Raw genomic sequence first — 14,605 nt, forward strand, 5'->3', positions numbered from 1 at the left:
AGGATCAGGTTGCAGCCCCGGGGTCAAGCAGAGGCCGGTGGTTGCGCTGATGCCGCTCGGCCATCTGACGCGCTTTCTTGCCGCTGACAACCGGACGGGCCAGCGCCGCCGCGTCGCGATGACGCAGCTCGGGAAAGAGCGTGAAAATCTCGTGCTGGGCGGCAATACCCACGGATTTCAAGGCCTCCTCGCCGGTGAAGAGCGATTCCGTCTCGGCCCCGTTCGAGAACAGGATCTCATGGTCCTCGAAAAGCAGGTGGAAATATTCGACCTCGGTCACCTCGGCCAGCTCGATCCCATCGAGCGCCAAAAGCTGCTTGGCCGCGACCAGAACCTCGTCGACCCCGAACATGCGTTGCGCAATCGCCGAGCGCACGAGAATGCGGTGCTGTGGCGAGACCGTCAGATCCGCCGAGGGCACGCCCGCCGCCAAAGCCCCGGCGCGGATACGGATCGGCATCAGATTGGGCAGCCGCGCCAGCTCTTGCGCGCCGATTTGGCGATGACCGATCCAGCGGATCGGGCGCAGCCCGTGGTCGCGTGTCCGCACGAGATCGCCGACCGCAAGCGCCTCGACCGCGATCAGGCCCTCGGCACATTCCAGCAAAGTCCCGCGCGCAAAACAGATCGGCGTCAGCTCGAAGATCGAGCCGAGCACCGCAGGGTCGTGAAACGGCGTCGGGTCGAGCGGCGAATAATTGTCGCCCTTGAGGATGATCGTATCGCCTGAGGGAAAGGTGAAACGGACATGGTTGGTCCCGTTTTCGTCGACGGTATCCACCACGATATCGTTTACGGAAATCGGATTGCCGTTCGCATCGAGCTGCCCGGAGATGTTGATATGCAGCTGCGAATTATAGCCGCCATTGCCATCGGATTCGGGCGGGCGCACGCCTGAAATCGTGTCATGACCGTCGCCGTTGCGGAAGATGACGGTGTCATGGCTGGGATTCCAGCTGTTCTCGTCCAGGACGATCGAGTCGTCACCCTTGCCGCCCCGGATCACATTCGTGCCGGTTCCCGCGAAAATGACATCATTCCCGTCAGAGCCATAGACCGTGTCATCGCCGTCTCCGGCGAAAAGCCCGACACCGACGCCGCCGCTGACCTGCGCGTGCGACGCATCGATGAAATCGTTGCCGCCGCTGGTCAGGATGCGGTTGAACTCGTAGAAATCGATCGTATTGCCGCGATCATCGACCGCATGGCCGTCGGCCCCGATCTGATTGGTCGCGGTGATCGTGACATGGATGTTGCGGGTGCCGCTGGCATCCTCCAGCATATTGAGCGCGTCATTGTCGCCCGCGCCGGCATAGGCGATGTCGTGATAGGCCGTGCCGCCGTTCAGCGTCGTGCCGCCATCGGCCGACCAGCGGATCCCGTCATTGCCGTCGCCGCCATAGACGATGTCGTCGCCTGCGCTGCTGAGGATCAGGTCGTCGCCGCCACCGCCATAGATGATGTCATTGCCAACGCCGCCGTCCAGCGTGTCGCGCAGATCGCTGCCATAGATTGTGTCATCGCCCGCGCCGCCATGCAGGCCGACGCCGTTGCGCTCTTGATAATAGCCGGTCGCGCCATCGGTGCGATGGCCCATGTTGCGCGCATCCAGCACGTCATTGCCGCTGCCGGTATAGATATGCTCGGCACCGATGAAATGGACGCTGCCATTGCCATCGCCCCAGTTCATATCTCCCGAGCGGAAATCATTGACGACCACCGTCGTATCGGTCGTGATCGCCGAACCGTCGAGCTTGTCGCCAACGTCGCTGACATAGCCGTCATCGGGCTCGTCATTGCCCGGCCCGATGGTGGTCACATAATTGACCATCGAGATATTGGGCGAGGTGCCCAGATCTATCGTGTCGTGGCCGGAATTGTCATCGACATAGGCAACGTCCTGACCGCTGCCGCCATAAAGCGTATCATCGCCCGGACCGCCGTAAAGCGTATCGGCGCCATCGCCGCCGTAAAGGACATCATTGTCATCCCCACCGTAGAGGATGTCATTGCCGTCGCCACCGTAAAGGACATCATCCCCGGCCCCGCCGTAGATGATGTCATCTGCAGAGCCACCCGTAAGCGTGTCGCCAATCGGCGTCCCGTCAATCTGTGCCATGATAACAGCCACTCACATTTAACCAACTACCGGAAGGATCTGACACACACCCGATCCCCGGCCAGTTTGGCAATCTACCCAAATGCGACAAAAGGTCACCTGTTCTTTTCAGCAAGACGCATTGGGACACCTCTCCACATCTACTCCTCAAGGCCTTGGGTAAACAACTACCAAAACAAATGGTTAATATGTCTGAGATGCCTCATGGACGCATCAAGATACTGTAGAGGTTCCCTTGCCGGGCCACAGGGTTTAGAAGGGAAAAATCCCGCGCAGAAGGCTTTTCCATGTCCGACCAGCCCACTCCCATGATGGTGCAATATCTCGCGATTCGCGACGCCAACCCCGGAGCGCTGCTCTTCTATCGCATGGGCGATTTTTACGAAATGTTCTTCGAGGATGCCTTGGCGGCCTCGGCGGCGCTCGACATCGCGCTGACCAAGCGCGGCACCCATCAGGGCGAGCCGATCCCGATGTGCGGCGTGCCGGTCCATGCCGCCGAAAGCTACCTGCTCACGCTGATCCGCAAGGGCTTTCGCGTGGCGATTGCCGAGCAGATGGAGGATCCGGCCGAGGCGAAGAAACGCGGCTCGAAATCGGTCGTTGCCCGCGATGTCGTGCGGCTGGTCACGCCCGGCACGCTGACCGAGGATTCGCTTCTGGAGGCGCGACGCCACAATTTCCTCGCCAGCTTCGCCACCGTGCGCGACGAGAGCGCGCTGGCTTGGGTCGATATCTCGACCGGCGCATTCCGCGTCTCGCCCTGCCCGCTGGTGCGGCTTGGCCCCGAGCTTGCCCGCCATGCCCCGCGCGAGCTTTTGGTGCTGGAAGGCAGCGGGCTCGATGATCTCGCGCAGGAAGCCGGCGCGGCCTTGACCGAACTTGCGGCAGGCAGCTTCGACAGCACCGCCGCCGTGCGCCGCCTTTCCGCGATGTTCGGGGTCGAAACTTTGGACGGATTCGGCAATTTCTCCCGTGCCGAGCTGGCCGCGATGGGCGCGATTGCCGATTATCTCGAGCTCACGCAGCGCGGCAACCTGCCGCTTCTGCGTCCGCCGGTGCGCGAGGCTGCGGGCGGCGCGATGCAGATTGATGCGGCCACGCGACGCAATCTCGAACTGACGCAAGCGCTGTCAGGTGGGCGCGAGGGCTCGCTTCTGGCCGCCATCGACCGCACGGTGACGGCGGCGGGCGCGCGGCTTTTGGACCGCCGCATCTCGGCCCCGTCGCGCGATCTGGGCGAAATCCATGCCCGTCAGGCCGCCGTCTCTTATCTGGTCGAGGCCCCGCGTCTGACCGCCGATCTGCGCGAGGCTTTGTCGCGCGCCCCCGATATGGACCGCGCGATTTCCCGTATCGCGCTGGACCGCGCCGGGCCGCGCGATCTCGCGGCAATCCGCGCAGGCCTGACCCAAGGTGCGGCGATTGCGGCACTTCTGCCCGAAGATGCGGGCGCGGTCTTGACCGAGGCTGCCCGCGATCTGGTCGGCCACGACGAGCTGATCGACCTCTTGGATGAGGCGCTGGTCGCCGAGCCGCCGCTGCTGACCCGTGACGGCGGCTTTACGGCCAGCGGCTATGATGAAGACCTCGACGAGACCCGCCGTCTGCGCGACGAGGGCAGGGGCGTCATCGCCGGAATGCAGGCCGATTACATCCGTGAAACTGGCGTCACCAGCCTGAAGATCAAACATAACAACGTTTTGGGCTATTTCATCGAGACGACGACGACCCATGCCGAAAGGATGCTCGCCGCGCCCTTGAACGAACGTTTCATCCATCGCCAGACCACCGCGAACCAGATCCGCTTCACCACGGTCGAGCTTTCCGAGCTCGAAACCCGCATCCTCAATGCCCGCGACCGCGCGCTGGAGATTGAGCGCGGCGTCTTTGCCCGTCTGGTCGCGGCGGTGCTGGCGCAAGCGGGCCCGATTGGCCAAGCCGCCCGCGCTCTGGCCGAGATCGACCTTCAGGGCGCTTTCGCCGATCTCGCGACCGGGGAAAACTGGGTGCGCCCGACTGTCGATGACAGCCGCGCCTTTGAAATCACCGGCGGTCGCCATCCGGTCGTCGAGCGCGCGCTAAAGCGCAAGGGCGAGACCTTTGTTGCCAATGATTGCGCTCTGACCGCAGGCGAAACCCCGGCGATCTGGCTGCTGACCGGCCCGAACATGGCGGGTAAATCGACCTTCCTGCGCCAGAATGCCCTGATCGCCGTGCTGGCGCAGGCAGGCGCCTTCGTGCCTGCGAGCGCCGCCCATATCGGCATGGTCAGCCAGCTTTTCAGCCGTGTCGGCGCGGCGGATGATCTGGCGCGGGGCCGCTCGACCTTCATGGTCGAGATGGTCGAGACCGCCGCGATCCTCAATCAGGCCGACGATCATGCTCTGGTCATCTTGGATGAAATCGGGCGCGGCACGGCGACGTGGGACGGGCTTTCCATCGCTTGGGCGGTGATGGAGCATTTGCACGCGACGAACCGCTGCCGCGCGCTGTTCGCGACCCATTACCACGAGATGACCGCGCTTTCGGCCCGGCTCGACGGGGTGGAAAACGCGACCGTCACCGTGCGCGAATGGGAAGGCGAGGTCATCTTCCTGCATGAGGTCAAGAAGGGCGCGGCGGATCGCTCTTACGGGGTGCAGGTGGCGCGGCTGGCCGGGCTGCCGGGCTCTGTCGTCGAGCGCGCCAAAGAGATCCTGCACACGCTGGAAAGCGGCGAGCGCGAGGGCGCGGCGCGGCCCCAGATGCTGCTTGATGATCTGCCGCTCTTTCGCGCAGCGCCTCCGCCCGCGCCCAAAGCCGCCGCCCCCAAGGCCTCGCCCGCCGAGGCACGTCTGCGCGAGATCAACCCCGATACGCTGACCCCGCGCGAGGCTTTGGACCTGCTCTACCAGCTCAAGGATCTGCAGGCCGAAGGCTAGGGCGCGGGCCTGAGGCAACCGAGCGGATCGAACTGCAACAAGATGACGCGCGGCATCGCTTTGCGCGTCTCTTCGGCCAAGGTTACGCGCAAAAGGCCGGACCCGACCGGGGCGCTGTGCCAGCCCAACGCCGTGGCCGCCGTCGCGATCTGATCAGGGGTCAGACAGGCGCCCTGACCGGCGCGGCGTAAAAGCTGGACCTCCTTGCGCAACAGCGCGGCATCGCGCCGCTCTGCCACCAGCGCGAACCGCTGAGAGACCGCGATCACCGCAAGGCCACAGATGAGAGCGGCGATGAGGCTTCGGATCAGGATCGCCCGCCGCATCGCCCCGCCCCGCTTAAATCGGCATCTTGATGAAGCTTTCACGCAAAGCCTCGGACCAGGCGGCGCTCATCGCGCGGAACTGAGGGTCGTCTTCGGCAATGCGCCGCGCCGAGGTGACGCGGCAATCGTCCTTGCGGATCACCGCGAGATCCAGCGGCATCCCCACCGAAAGATTCGAGCGCAGGGTCGAATCCATCGACAAAAGCGCGGCCTTTTGCGCATCGAGCAGATCGGTGGCGGGGGTGATGACCCGGTCCAGAATGGGCTTGCCGTATTTATGCTCGCCGATCTGGAGAAAGGGCGTGTCCTCGGTCGCTTCGATGAAATTGCCCTCGGGATAGATCAGGAAAAGCCGCATGTCATCGCCCGCGCGCTGGCCCGCGACGATCAGGCTGGCCGAGGCCTCATAGCCCTGAAGATCGCGGAATTGCTCGGAAATCTCGCGCCGGGTCTGGGCAAGGGTATTGCCGATGATCGTCGCGATCTGCAGCATCGTCGTGGCGCGCATGATCGAGGTGGTCTCGTCAGCGCCCTCGGCATGGATCGCCTCATGCAGCCGCGCAATCGTGGTCTGGGTCACCGAGAGGCTGCCCGCCGTCATGATCCCGATCACGCGCTCGCCCGGGGTCTCGAAGAAGAACATCTTGCGATAGATCGAGATATTATCCAGCCCGGCATTGGTGCGCGTATCCGCGAGCAACACCAGTCCCGCGTCCAGTTTCAAGCCAACGCAATAGGTCATGGCACGTCCATCTTGTGATCGCCTGTCTGTCGCAAAGGCGGCCAAGCCGCGCCGCGCGAAAGACTGCGGCCTGCTTATTGATCCATTTCCTCGACAGCAACTCGCACATCGAGGCTTTCGTTTCCCTGCCCCAGCGTCACCCCCGAAATCGGCGCTGCATCGCCCGCGTCAAAACCCGATCCCAGCCGGACGTAGCGATCATCCGGGCAGCAGCGGTTCGCCGCGTCAAAGCCAACCCAGCCGAGCGGGCCGGTGTGGATCTCGGCCCAGGCATGGGCGGCGTCATGGGGCGTGCCGTCGATGCTCGAATGCAGATAGCCCGAGACATAGCGCGCCGGCAGCCCCCGCGCCCGGGCGCAGGCGATCAGGGCATGGGCATGGTCCTGACAGACCCCCTCGCCCAAAGCCAAGGCCTCGGCGGCGGTGGTCCAGGTCTCGGTCACGCCGGGATTATAGCGGATCGCGTCCGAGACCGCGGCCGACAGCCGGTGCGCCAGATCGAGCCCATCCTCGCCCTGCACCGAGCCCGCGAGATCGCGCAAGGCCGCATCGGGCGCGGTCGCAACCGTATCGCGCAGATAGACCAGAGGATGCACGGTTTCGCGATGGCCGCGCAACACGCCCGCGGTATCGCGGGTCTCGACCAGCCCACGGATCGCCACGGTGACCTCGCTGATCGGGCCGCGCACGGTCCAGGCCTCGATCAGATCGCCTGCCCCGTCGCGGAACGTGCCGCCGCGATGGCCGCCGGTCACCGCGATCTTCCAGCCGCCGACGCGTTGCCCCTCGTAATCCGAGGGTGTCAGCCGCAGGCTTTGGATCAGGCCAAGGATCGGCGCATCGTAATTATAGGTCGTCTCATGGGTGATCTGAAGTTTCATCGCGCTCTCCTCAGGTTCGACCGCTGAGATAATCGTCCTGCACCGCATCCGCGATCAAAGCGATTTCTCCGATGAACCAGCTTAGAAATTCATGCAGCCCATCCTCGAAAATCCGTTCGATGTCATGGCTTTGAAGATCTTCGAGCACGCGCTGCGCCGCCTCATGGGCGAGGCTGGGCACGCCCGGCCCATAGCGCGCAACCAGTCCCGAAAGATGGCCCTCTGCTTCGATCAGCGCCGACATCAGCGAGCGCGGGCTTTCGGGGTTCAGGATCAGGAATTCGGCCACTTTCGTCGCGGTGATCTCGCCGCCATAGGCCCAGTTGAAGGCGCGATGCGCGGAAAGCGCGCGCAAGAGCACCTGCCATTGATAGCTGTCGAGCCCCGAGCCGATGAATTCGACGCGCGGCAGCAGGACGAAATATTTGACATCGAGCATCCGCGCCGTGGCATCGGCACGTTCGAGATCATAGCCGAGGTTGAGAAAGCGCCAGCCGTCATTGCGCAGCTGCGTCGCGGCAATCGCCCCGCGGATCGTCGCGGTATGGCGCATCGCGAAATCGGTCAGCGTGGCGGAATCGCGGGCCTCGCGCGACAGCGCCTCAAGCTTGCGCAGCTTCTGATAGGCGGTGTTGAGCGCGTCCCAGACCTGCGAGGTCAGTGCGGTCCGCACCACCCGCCCGCCCTCGCGCGCCTTTTCCAGACAAGAGGCGAAGGAGGCCGGATTGCAGCGGTCGAAGAACATGAAGCTCTCCATGGTCTCCTGCGTGATCTCGCCATATTTCTCGTGAAACGCATCGGCGGTGCCCGACGCGCGCAGCAAGGATTCCCATTCGTTTTCAATGCGCGCGGCATTCGAGGGGATCAGCGTGATCCGCGCGCCGACATCAAGCAGGCGCGCGGCGGTCTCGGCGCGCTCGAGGTGGCGGCCGATCCAGAAGAGGTGAAAGGCGGTGCGGCTGAGCATGGCTGTTCCCCTATTCCGACAGGACCCAGGTGTCTTTGACGCCCCCGCCCTGCGACGAGTTCACCACCAGCGAGCCCGCACGCATCGCGACCCGCGTCAGCCCGCCCGGCACCAGTTCGATCCGTTCGCCGCAGAGGCAAAAGGGCCGCAGATCGACATGGCGCGGCGCAATGCCCTCATCGACGAAGGTCGGGCAGGTCGAAAGCGCCAGCGTCGGCTGGGCGATGTAGTTCGCCGGATTGGCGCGGATGCGCGCGGCGAAATCGGCAAGCTCGGCCTTGCTCGCCCGCGGGCCGATCAACATGCCATAGCCGCCCGAGCCATGGACCTCCTTCACCACCAGCTCGTCCAGATGGGCAAGCGCATAGGCCAGATCATCCTCGCGCCACAGCGCCCAGGTCGGGACATTTTGCAAGATCGGCTCTTCGCCAAGGTAAAAGCGGATCATCTCGGGGACGAAAATATAGATCGCCTTGTCATCCGAGACCCCCGCCCCCGGCGCCGAGGCGATCGAGACCCCGCCCGAGCGGTAGACATCCATGAGCCCCGGCACGCCCAGAATGGAATCGCGCCGGAAGCACAGAGGATCCAGAAACGCGTCGTCGATCCGGCGATAGATCACATCGACCCGCTTTGGCCCCTGCGTCGTGCGCATGTAACAATATTCGCCATCGACGAAGAGATCGCTGCCCTCGACCAGCTCGACCCCCATCAGATTGGCGAGAAAGGAATGCTCGTAATAGGCGCTGTTGTAAGGCCCGGGCGTCAGGATCACGATGGTCGGGCGCCCCTCGCATTTCACGGGCGCGACCGAGGCGAGCGTGCGGCGCAACAGCTCGGAATAGCCATCGACCGGCTCGATCCGGTTGTTGCGAAAGAGCGCGGGAAACATCCGCATCATGATCTCGCGGTTTTCCAGCATATAGCTGACACCCGAGGGCGTGCGGCAATTGTCTTCGAGCACATGGAATTCGTCGCGCCCGGTGCGCACGATGTCGATGCCGACGACATGGGAATAGACCCCGCGCGGCGGCACAAAGCCCACCATTGCCTTTTCATAGGCCGCGTTTTGATAAACCAGATGGGCCGGAATGCGGCCCGCGCGAATGATCTCGCCCCGGCTATAGACATCGCGCAGAAAGGCATTGAGCGCCCGCGCCCGCTGCTTGATCCCGCGTTCCAGCTTGCGCCATTCGGCCTGCGAAAAGACGCGCGGCATCATATCGAAAGGCATCAGCCGGTCGGGATCACCGCCCTCGCCATAGACGGCGAAGGTGATGCCGATGCGGCGAAAGAGGGCCTCGGCCTCGGCCTGCTTCATCTGGCGGAACTCGGAGGGCATGGTGGCAATCCAGTCCGACAGAAGCGCATAAGGCGCGCGCACCTGATCGCCATCGAGCATTTCATTGTAAAACATCGCGCCCCCTTGCTTTGACCTCAAGCATGCCAGAGCCGCCGCCCGCGTCATGCAAGCGAACGAGATCGCGCGGGCCAAAGTTCCGATTTGCCACCAGAGCGCGCAGCCTGCCCGGTTTTCGGGCAGGCCGGGCGCTGCAGGTGACAGCAGGAAAATCCGGGCAGTCGAGGCGCGGGCCTAAAGGCTGATGCCCCGCCCGCGCGCGCGCTCAGAGAAAGGCGAGATCGTCGGCCAGATGGGCGACGCGCTGGACGCCGTGCACGTCAAGCCGGTTGCCATTGCCGAAGTCAAAGACGACATGGCCCGCGACCTCGCTGGCCATTTGCAGGACCTGCGCCGTCGTCAGATGCCGACCGCCCCACAGCCGCTCGCTCAGCACGATCGTATCGACACCGCGCTGGAAATCCATGATCGCGTCGTGGCCGGCCTCGAAGATGAAGCGATCCGCGCCCGCGCCGCCGTAAAGCACGTCATTGCCCGCGCCGCCGCGCAGCTCATCATTGCCCGCACCGCCCAGCAAGGTGTCGTTGCCGATCCCGCCAAGCAGCGTGTCGCGCCCGGCGCCGCCGACCAGCCGGTCATTGCCCGCGCCGCCCATCAAAAGGTCATGGCCCGCGCCACCGAAGATCGTGTCATTGCCGCCGAGCCCCGACAGCACATTCGCGCCGATATTGCCGCGGATGACATTGTCGAGCCCATTGCCCGTTCCCTGCAACGGCCCGCGCCCCTGCAGGGTCAGGTTTTCCAGATTGGCGCCGAGACGATAGTCATTGCCGATCGAGATCACCGTATCGATCCCGGCGTTGCGCGCCTCGACGATCCGGTCGCGCGGATCGGTCACGACATAGACATCATTGCCGGTGCCGCCGACCAGAAGATTGGCGCCCGCGCCGCCGTAAAGCGTGTCATTCCCCGCACCGCCATAGATGGTGTCATTGCCCGCGCCGCCCCAGATCTGGTTGTCGGCATCATTGCCGATGATCAGATCATGGCTCGAACCCGCAATGACATTCTCGATCACCGTGCTGGCCGAGATCGAGATATTGCCGGTCAGGCCATAGGCGCTTGAAACCGAGCCCGGCGTCAGGTCGATCGACTGCATCATCTTGTCGCTGTGCAGATCCAGCGTATCCCTGCCGCCATCATCATGGATGGTGAAGGTGATCTTGTCGCGCAGACCCGCCGTGATCTGGCGCGCAATCAGCCCATAGACCCCGCCCGCATTCGAGCCCTCGCCATAGATCGTATCGCCGGTGCGCAGCTGGGTCGGGCCGTAAAGATCGCGGATCGCGATCAGATCGGCGATCATCGGCGTCGCCGTAAAGGCATAGCTCGCATTAATCGACGTATTCTGGCTCTGGCTGAAATAAGACATGATCGTCGCTTGCCAGCTGTCGTTGCGAAACAGCTCATCGACGCCATAAACGGCATTGCCGTTGTAATTGCCGGCGTGGCCGAGCCCCAAAGCATGGCCGATTTCATGCAGATAGGTCTGGTAGCCATAGCTGTTCAGCCCGCGCCCGTAATCTGCGATCCAGTCGCTGCCGATATTGATCGTGGCGCGCTCGGTATGACCATCGGCCGAGAAACGGTCATGGGTGGCATAGGCGCGGCCAAGCCGGTTGTCGTCGATCACGATGTGAGCGGTCTGACCGGGGCGCAGGTTGGTGTTGAACTTGATCCCGCTCATCTCGCTCCAGGTATTGAGCGCCATGAGCGCCACGGATTTTCCCGCCGCATTCAGCCCGGAAAGATCGACATTGAGCGTGCCTCCGGGGGCGACATCAAAGCTGCGGCGGCTTTCCCCAAGGTTTTCCCAAAAGCCGTCAGTCAGCTGATGCGCGATCTGCGCGGGCGTGAAAACCGGCGGCGAGGCGACGGAGCTCACGCTGACGCGGTATTCGCCCACTGCACCCAGAAAGCCAGACGCGGTATATCCTTGAACTTCAATGAAATAACGCCCGGCTGTCGCAGCAGTCAGAAAGCCTGTCGGGTTCAAGGTGCCATTGGAATCGTCGAAGGTCGAGATGACATTCCCGAACATGTCTCGCAAAACCAGAAGCGGATCGTTCAGGCCCAGACGGCCAATCCCGGTCACATCAACCTGAATGCGCTGCCCGGCGCTCAGGTCGATCCCGATCCAATCCACATCGCCCGCCCAGCTCAATCGCCCGGAGAACGTATCGCCGACCGACATCCGCGCCGAGGTCGCGATCGAGGCCAATGCGTCGAAACTCCCCTCGAAGCGCGCGGCATCAAGGGTCACAGAACCACCCGAAGATTTTGGAGACAGTGATTGGACGGACATAGAGATCCTCGGCAGCGAAAGCGTGTGAAACAGGGAAACCGAAAAGGGCAATTTCTCCCTTTAAGACCAGTTCTCCGAAAAAATTCAATTGCCCTACCCGCCTCTGTTTCCGGTTTATTAACCATTGGGGCCAATCAGACACGCCTTTGGGGGTTGGCGCGGCGCGCAATCGCGGAGGAAAGGCGTTTTTCGGGCTGCGCTTACCGGCTGGTAAGGAATTTGCGCTAAATCCAAGACAACACGCCGTCCCCGTCAGGAGAAAAGATGGAGCTCGAACTGATCCGCCACGCGACCCACGATCATGTCGTGGTCGGCGAAGTCCGCCTTGATGCCGCGGTCGCGACCGCCTTCAAGGACCGTATGCGGGAAATCCTGCCCCATGCCCCGGGCCTTGTCCTGCTCGATCTCGGCAAGGTCGATTTCATGGACAGCTCGGGCCTTGGCGCCGTAATCTGGACGCTGAAAGCGCTGCCGGAAGGGCAGCGGCTTGAGCTGACGGGACTGACACCGAATGTCGAACGCGTCTTTCGCCTGACCAGGATGGAAACGGTTTTCAACATTCGCCCGACCGATTCTGACGCGGCTCTGCCCCCGACGGACAGCGCCGCCCCCGCGCGAACGGAATGACGCTCATGACCGCAACCCGCAGCCGCCTGTCCCGCCGTCCCATGCCCCGCAAACAGCCCATGTTTCACCGCATCTTCCCGGCCGAGAAAATCGCCATCCGCACCACCCTGCTCGAGCTACGTGGCCGTTTTGCCGCCGAACTGGCGGGCGATGCCATCGGGCGGCTGGAACTCGCGGTCGCCGAGGTGCTGAACAATATTTGCGAGCATGGCGCGACCGAGCCTCTGGCCGAACGCCCGACCAGCGCCGCGCCGGATCGCCCTCATGGCCGCGCACCTGAAGGGCTGGTGCCGCCGACGGTCCATCTCTGCGTCATTCAGCAAAACGCCGGGCTGGCCTGCGCGATCACCGACAATGGCGTTCCCTTGCCCGCCGAATGTTTTGAACCCTTCGGCACTCCGGCCTTCACCACAGGCCTTGTGGCGCTCAGGTCACGCGAGGCGCAGACCGGAGCTTTGCCCGAAGGCGGTTTCGGCTGGTTTCTGATTCAGGATCTGACCCGCGCGATTTGCTACTACCGCGAAGAGCAGCGCAATGTGCTGGCCTTTACCATTCCGCTGCAAGAAGGCGCGACCGAAGACGGCGCCGCCTGACCCTCAGTTCATCGGCATTTGCAGGGGGTAACGACCATCCTCGAACTCACCGAACATCGAGGTCACCTCAGGATGTTCCAGCGGCTCACCCGATGAATCGGGCACCAGATTCTGCTCGGAGACATAGGCGACATAGAAAGTCGCTTCGGTCTCGGCATAGAGATGGTAAAAGGGCTGGTTGCGGGCCGGACGCGCATCTTCGGGAATGGATTCATACCATTCCTCGGTATTCGAGAACTCCGGGTCGATGTCGAAGACCACGCCACGAAACGGATGCTCGCGATGGCGGACCACCTGCCCCAGATTGTATTTGGCGATTTTCAACGTCTGCTGCATCACTCTCGACCTCAGTACAGGGACAGATAGCCTTGCGCCCGGCTTATGTCTACAGTCTTGCGCAGCCTCTCCGACCCTTGGCCGGGGCTTTGGGGCGCGAAATACACCGCGTTTTCGCTATTTCCCGAGGGGTTGCGCCGCGCCGCCCGCCAGCGCCAAAGGCACGGTTGAAATCGACATTTTCGCCGAGCCCTCGCTCAGCTGATTGGCATGGGACAGATAGATCAGAACCTGATTCTGCTCGTCATAGATCCGCTTGACCCGCAGCGACTTGAAGATGAGCGAGCGACTTTGGCTGAAGACATCCTCGCCCTTGGGTCCGCGCGCGATGTCGCCCAAGCGGATCGGGCCGGTCTGATTGCATTCAATCGCCGAATTCGACGGATCCTCGAACCAGTTGCCCTGCCGCAGCCGATCGAATACCGAGCGCGAAAAATAAGCCAGATGGCAGGTCACGCCCTCGACCTTGGGGTCGGCAAAGGCCTCGATCAGAATGTCATTGCCCGCCCAATCGACCCCAACCTTGCCGACCTGATCGGCCGCCGCAGGCAGCGCAAAAAGCAGACAAAGCGCCCACAACCCGCGCATCGCCTAGCGCCCTTTCGTCAGAGGCAGGATCGGCGCGCGCCCATCCTCGGTCACAAGATGGACAGCTTCGTCGGAAATCTCGACCGCGCTCAAAGTGCCGCCAAACACCGCGCCGGTATCAATCGCCAGCCGGTTGCCGTGGTGCTCGACCGTCTTCACCGGCGTATGGCCATGGACGACGAGAATGCCGTGATCGCGCGGATCGTTCAGGAATTCGGGGCGGATCCAGACCAGATCTTGCTCGATCTGATCGCCAAGATCGACGCCCGGACGTATGCCAGCATGAACGAAAAGCGCCTCGGGCCGCAGATGCCAAAGCGGCAGATTGGTCAGCCAATCGATATGTTCGCGCGGCACCGCCTGCAGGGTGCGCTCATGCAGCGTCCAGCGCGGGCCCTCGATATCAACGCCGTAGCTCGCGAGCGTCGCCGGCGCCCCAAGCGCATCGTGATCGATCCAATGCCGCCCCGAGGTCAGGCTCGGATCGATCCACTCAGGCTCCAGGATGAATTTCGGCAAAAACCGGTCGTGATTGCCCTTGACCACGACCCAATTGCGCCCGGCGAGCTGGCCGTCGCGCAGGTAATCGACCACCCCGCGCGAATCCGGCCCCCGGTCGAGCAGATCGCCGACATGAACGATTTCTGCGTCGCGCCCGGCGATGCGCTCGATCCGGCGATGGGCTGCGCGCAGCATCTCCAACTCGCCGTGAATATCCCCGATGGCAAAAACCGGCATCGCTTACTCCAGCTCAAAAACCCCCGCCGACATCCGGGC

At 63.2% G+C, this 14,605-nt stretch carries 13 protein-coding genes; 3 read left to right on the forward strand and 10 right to left on the reverse strand.

What is annotated here, in order from left to right; all coding sequences use genetic code 11:
- Positions 1 to 4: 4 nt before the first annotated feature.
- Entirely contained in the window at positions 5 to 2,119 is a 2,115-nt protein-coding gene (locus tag JCM7686_RS15900; protein ID WP_020951815.1) for a Hint domain-containing protein, read from the reverse strand.
- A gap of 287 nt (positions 2,120 to 2,406) precedes the next feature.
- Here JCM7686_RS15900 and mutS point away from each other — a divergent pair, with 287 nt between their 5' ends.
- Positions 2,407 to 5,043, forward strand: a complete 2,637-nt coding sequence (gene mutS / locus JCM7686_RS15905) for a DNA mismatch repair protein MutS (RefSeq protein WP_020951816.1) — start codon at positions 2,407 to 2,409, stop codon at positions 5,041 to 5,043.
- On the opposite strand, the gene JCM7686_RS15910 is transcribed toward mutS, so the two are convergent.
- The 6 genes from JCM7686_RS15910 to JCM7686_RS15935 all read right to left on the reverse strand — a co-directional run bounded on the left by JCM7686_RS15910 (position 5,040) and on the right by JCM7686_RS15935 (position 11,642).
- A complete protein-coding gene (locus JCM7686_RS15910) occupies positions 5,040 to 5,369 on the reverse strand; it encodes a hypothetical protein (protein ID WP_020951817.1) in 330 nt (109 codons plus the stop codon). The two genes, mutS and JCM7686_RS15910, sit on opposite strands and share 4 nt — an antisense overlap.
- Before the next feature lie 13 nt (positions 5,370 to 5,382).
- The gene (locus JCM7686_RS15915; RefSeq protein WP_020951818.1) at positions 5,383 to 6,111 is read right to left on the reverse strand and encodes a proteasome-type protease; all 729 of its coding nucleotides are present in this window, start codon (positions 6,109 to 6,111) and stop codon (positions 5,383 to 5,385) included.
- A gap of 74 nt (positions 6,112 to 6,185) precedes the next feature.
- Positions 6,186 to 6,992, reverse strand: a complete 807-nt coding sequence (locus tag JCM7686_RS15920; protein ID WP_020951819.1) for a transglutaminase family protein — start codon at positions 6,990 to 6,992, stop codon at positions 6,186 to 6,188.
- Between the two features lie 10 nt (positions 6,993 to 7,002).
- The gene (locus JCM7686_RS15925; RefSeq protein ID WP_020951820.1) at positions 7,003 to 7,959 is read right to left on the reverse strand and encodes an alpha-E domain-containing protein; all 957 of its coding nucleotides are present in this window, start codon (positions 7,957 to 7,959) and stop codon (positions 7,003 to 7,005) included.
- 10 nt (positions 7,960 to 7,969) lie between these two features.
- The gene (locus JCM7686_RS15930) at positions 7,970 to 9,376 is read right to left on the reverse strand and encodes a circularly permuted type 2 ATP-grasp protein (RefSeq protein ID WP_020951821.1); all 1,407 of its coding nucleotides are present in this window, start codon (positions 9,374 to 9,376) and stop codon (positions 7,970 to 7,972) included.
- A 208-nt stretch (positions 9,377 to 9,584) separates the two neighbouring features.
- The gene (locus tag JCM7686_RS15935; protein WP_051201588.1) at positions 9,585 to 11,642 is read right to left on the reverse strand and encodes a M10 family metallopeptidase C-terminal domain-containing protein; all 2,058 of its coding nucleotides are present in this window, start codon (positions 11,640 to 11,642) and stop codon (positions 9,585 to 9,587) included.
- Between the two features lie 306 nt (positions 11,643 to 11,948).
- Here JCM7686_RS15935 and JCM7686_RS15940 point away from each other — a divergent pair, with 306 nt between their 5' ends.
- Positions 11,949 to 12,311: an STAS domain-containing protein gene (locus JCM7686_RS15940; RefSeq protein WP_020951823.1), complete on the forward strand. Its 363-nt coding sequence runs from the start codon at positions 11,949 to 11,951 to the stop codon at positions 12,309 to 12,311.
- Between the two features lie 5 nt (positions 12,312 to 12,316).
- Complete coding sequence (locus JCM7686_RS15945; RefSeq protein ID WP_041528026.1) at positions 12,317 to 12,904, forward strand: ATP-binding protein; 588 nt, start codon at positions 12,317 to 12,319, stop codon at positions 12,902 to 12,904.
- Between the two features lie 3 nt (positions 12,905 to 12,907).
- Here the strand turns inward: JCM7686_RS15945 and hspQ are convergent, their stop codons facing one another.
- The 3 genes from hspQ to JCM7686_RS15960 all read right to left on the reverse strand — a co-directional run bounded on the left by hspQ (position 12,908) and on the right by JCM7686_RS15960 (position 14,566).
- The gene (gene hspQ, locus JCM7686_RS15950; RefSeq protein WP_020951825.1) at positions 12,908 to 13,240 is read right to left on the reverse strand and encodes a heat shock protein HspQ; all 333 of its coding nucleotides are present in this window, start codon (positions 13,238 to 13,240) and stop codon (positions 12,908 to 12,910) included.
- Positions 13,241 to 13,357: 117 nt separating this feature from the next.
- The gene (locus JCM7686_RS15955; RefSeq protein WP_020951826.1) at positions 13,358 to 13,828 is read right to left on the reverse strand and encodes a CreA family protein; all 471 of its coding nucleotides are present in this window, start codon (positions 13,826 to 13,828) and stop codon (positions 13,358 to 13,360) included.
- A 3-nt stretch (positions 13,829 to 13,831) separates the two neighbouring features.
- A complete protein-coding gene (locus JCM7686_RS15960; protein ID WP_020951827.1) occupies positions 13,832 to 14,566 on the reverse strand; it encodes a metallophosphoesterase in 735 nt (244 codons plus the stop codon).
- Positions 14,567 to 14,605 lie beyond the last annotated feature (39 nt).

Origin of the sequence: Paracoccus aminophilus JCM 7686, from assembly GCF_000444995.1 — a bacterium.
GTDB lineage: Bacteria > Pseudomonadota > Alphaproteobacteria > Rhodobacterales > Rhodobacteraceae > Paracoccus > Paracoccus aminophilus.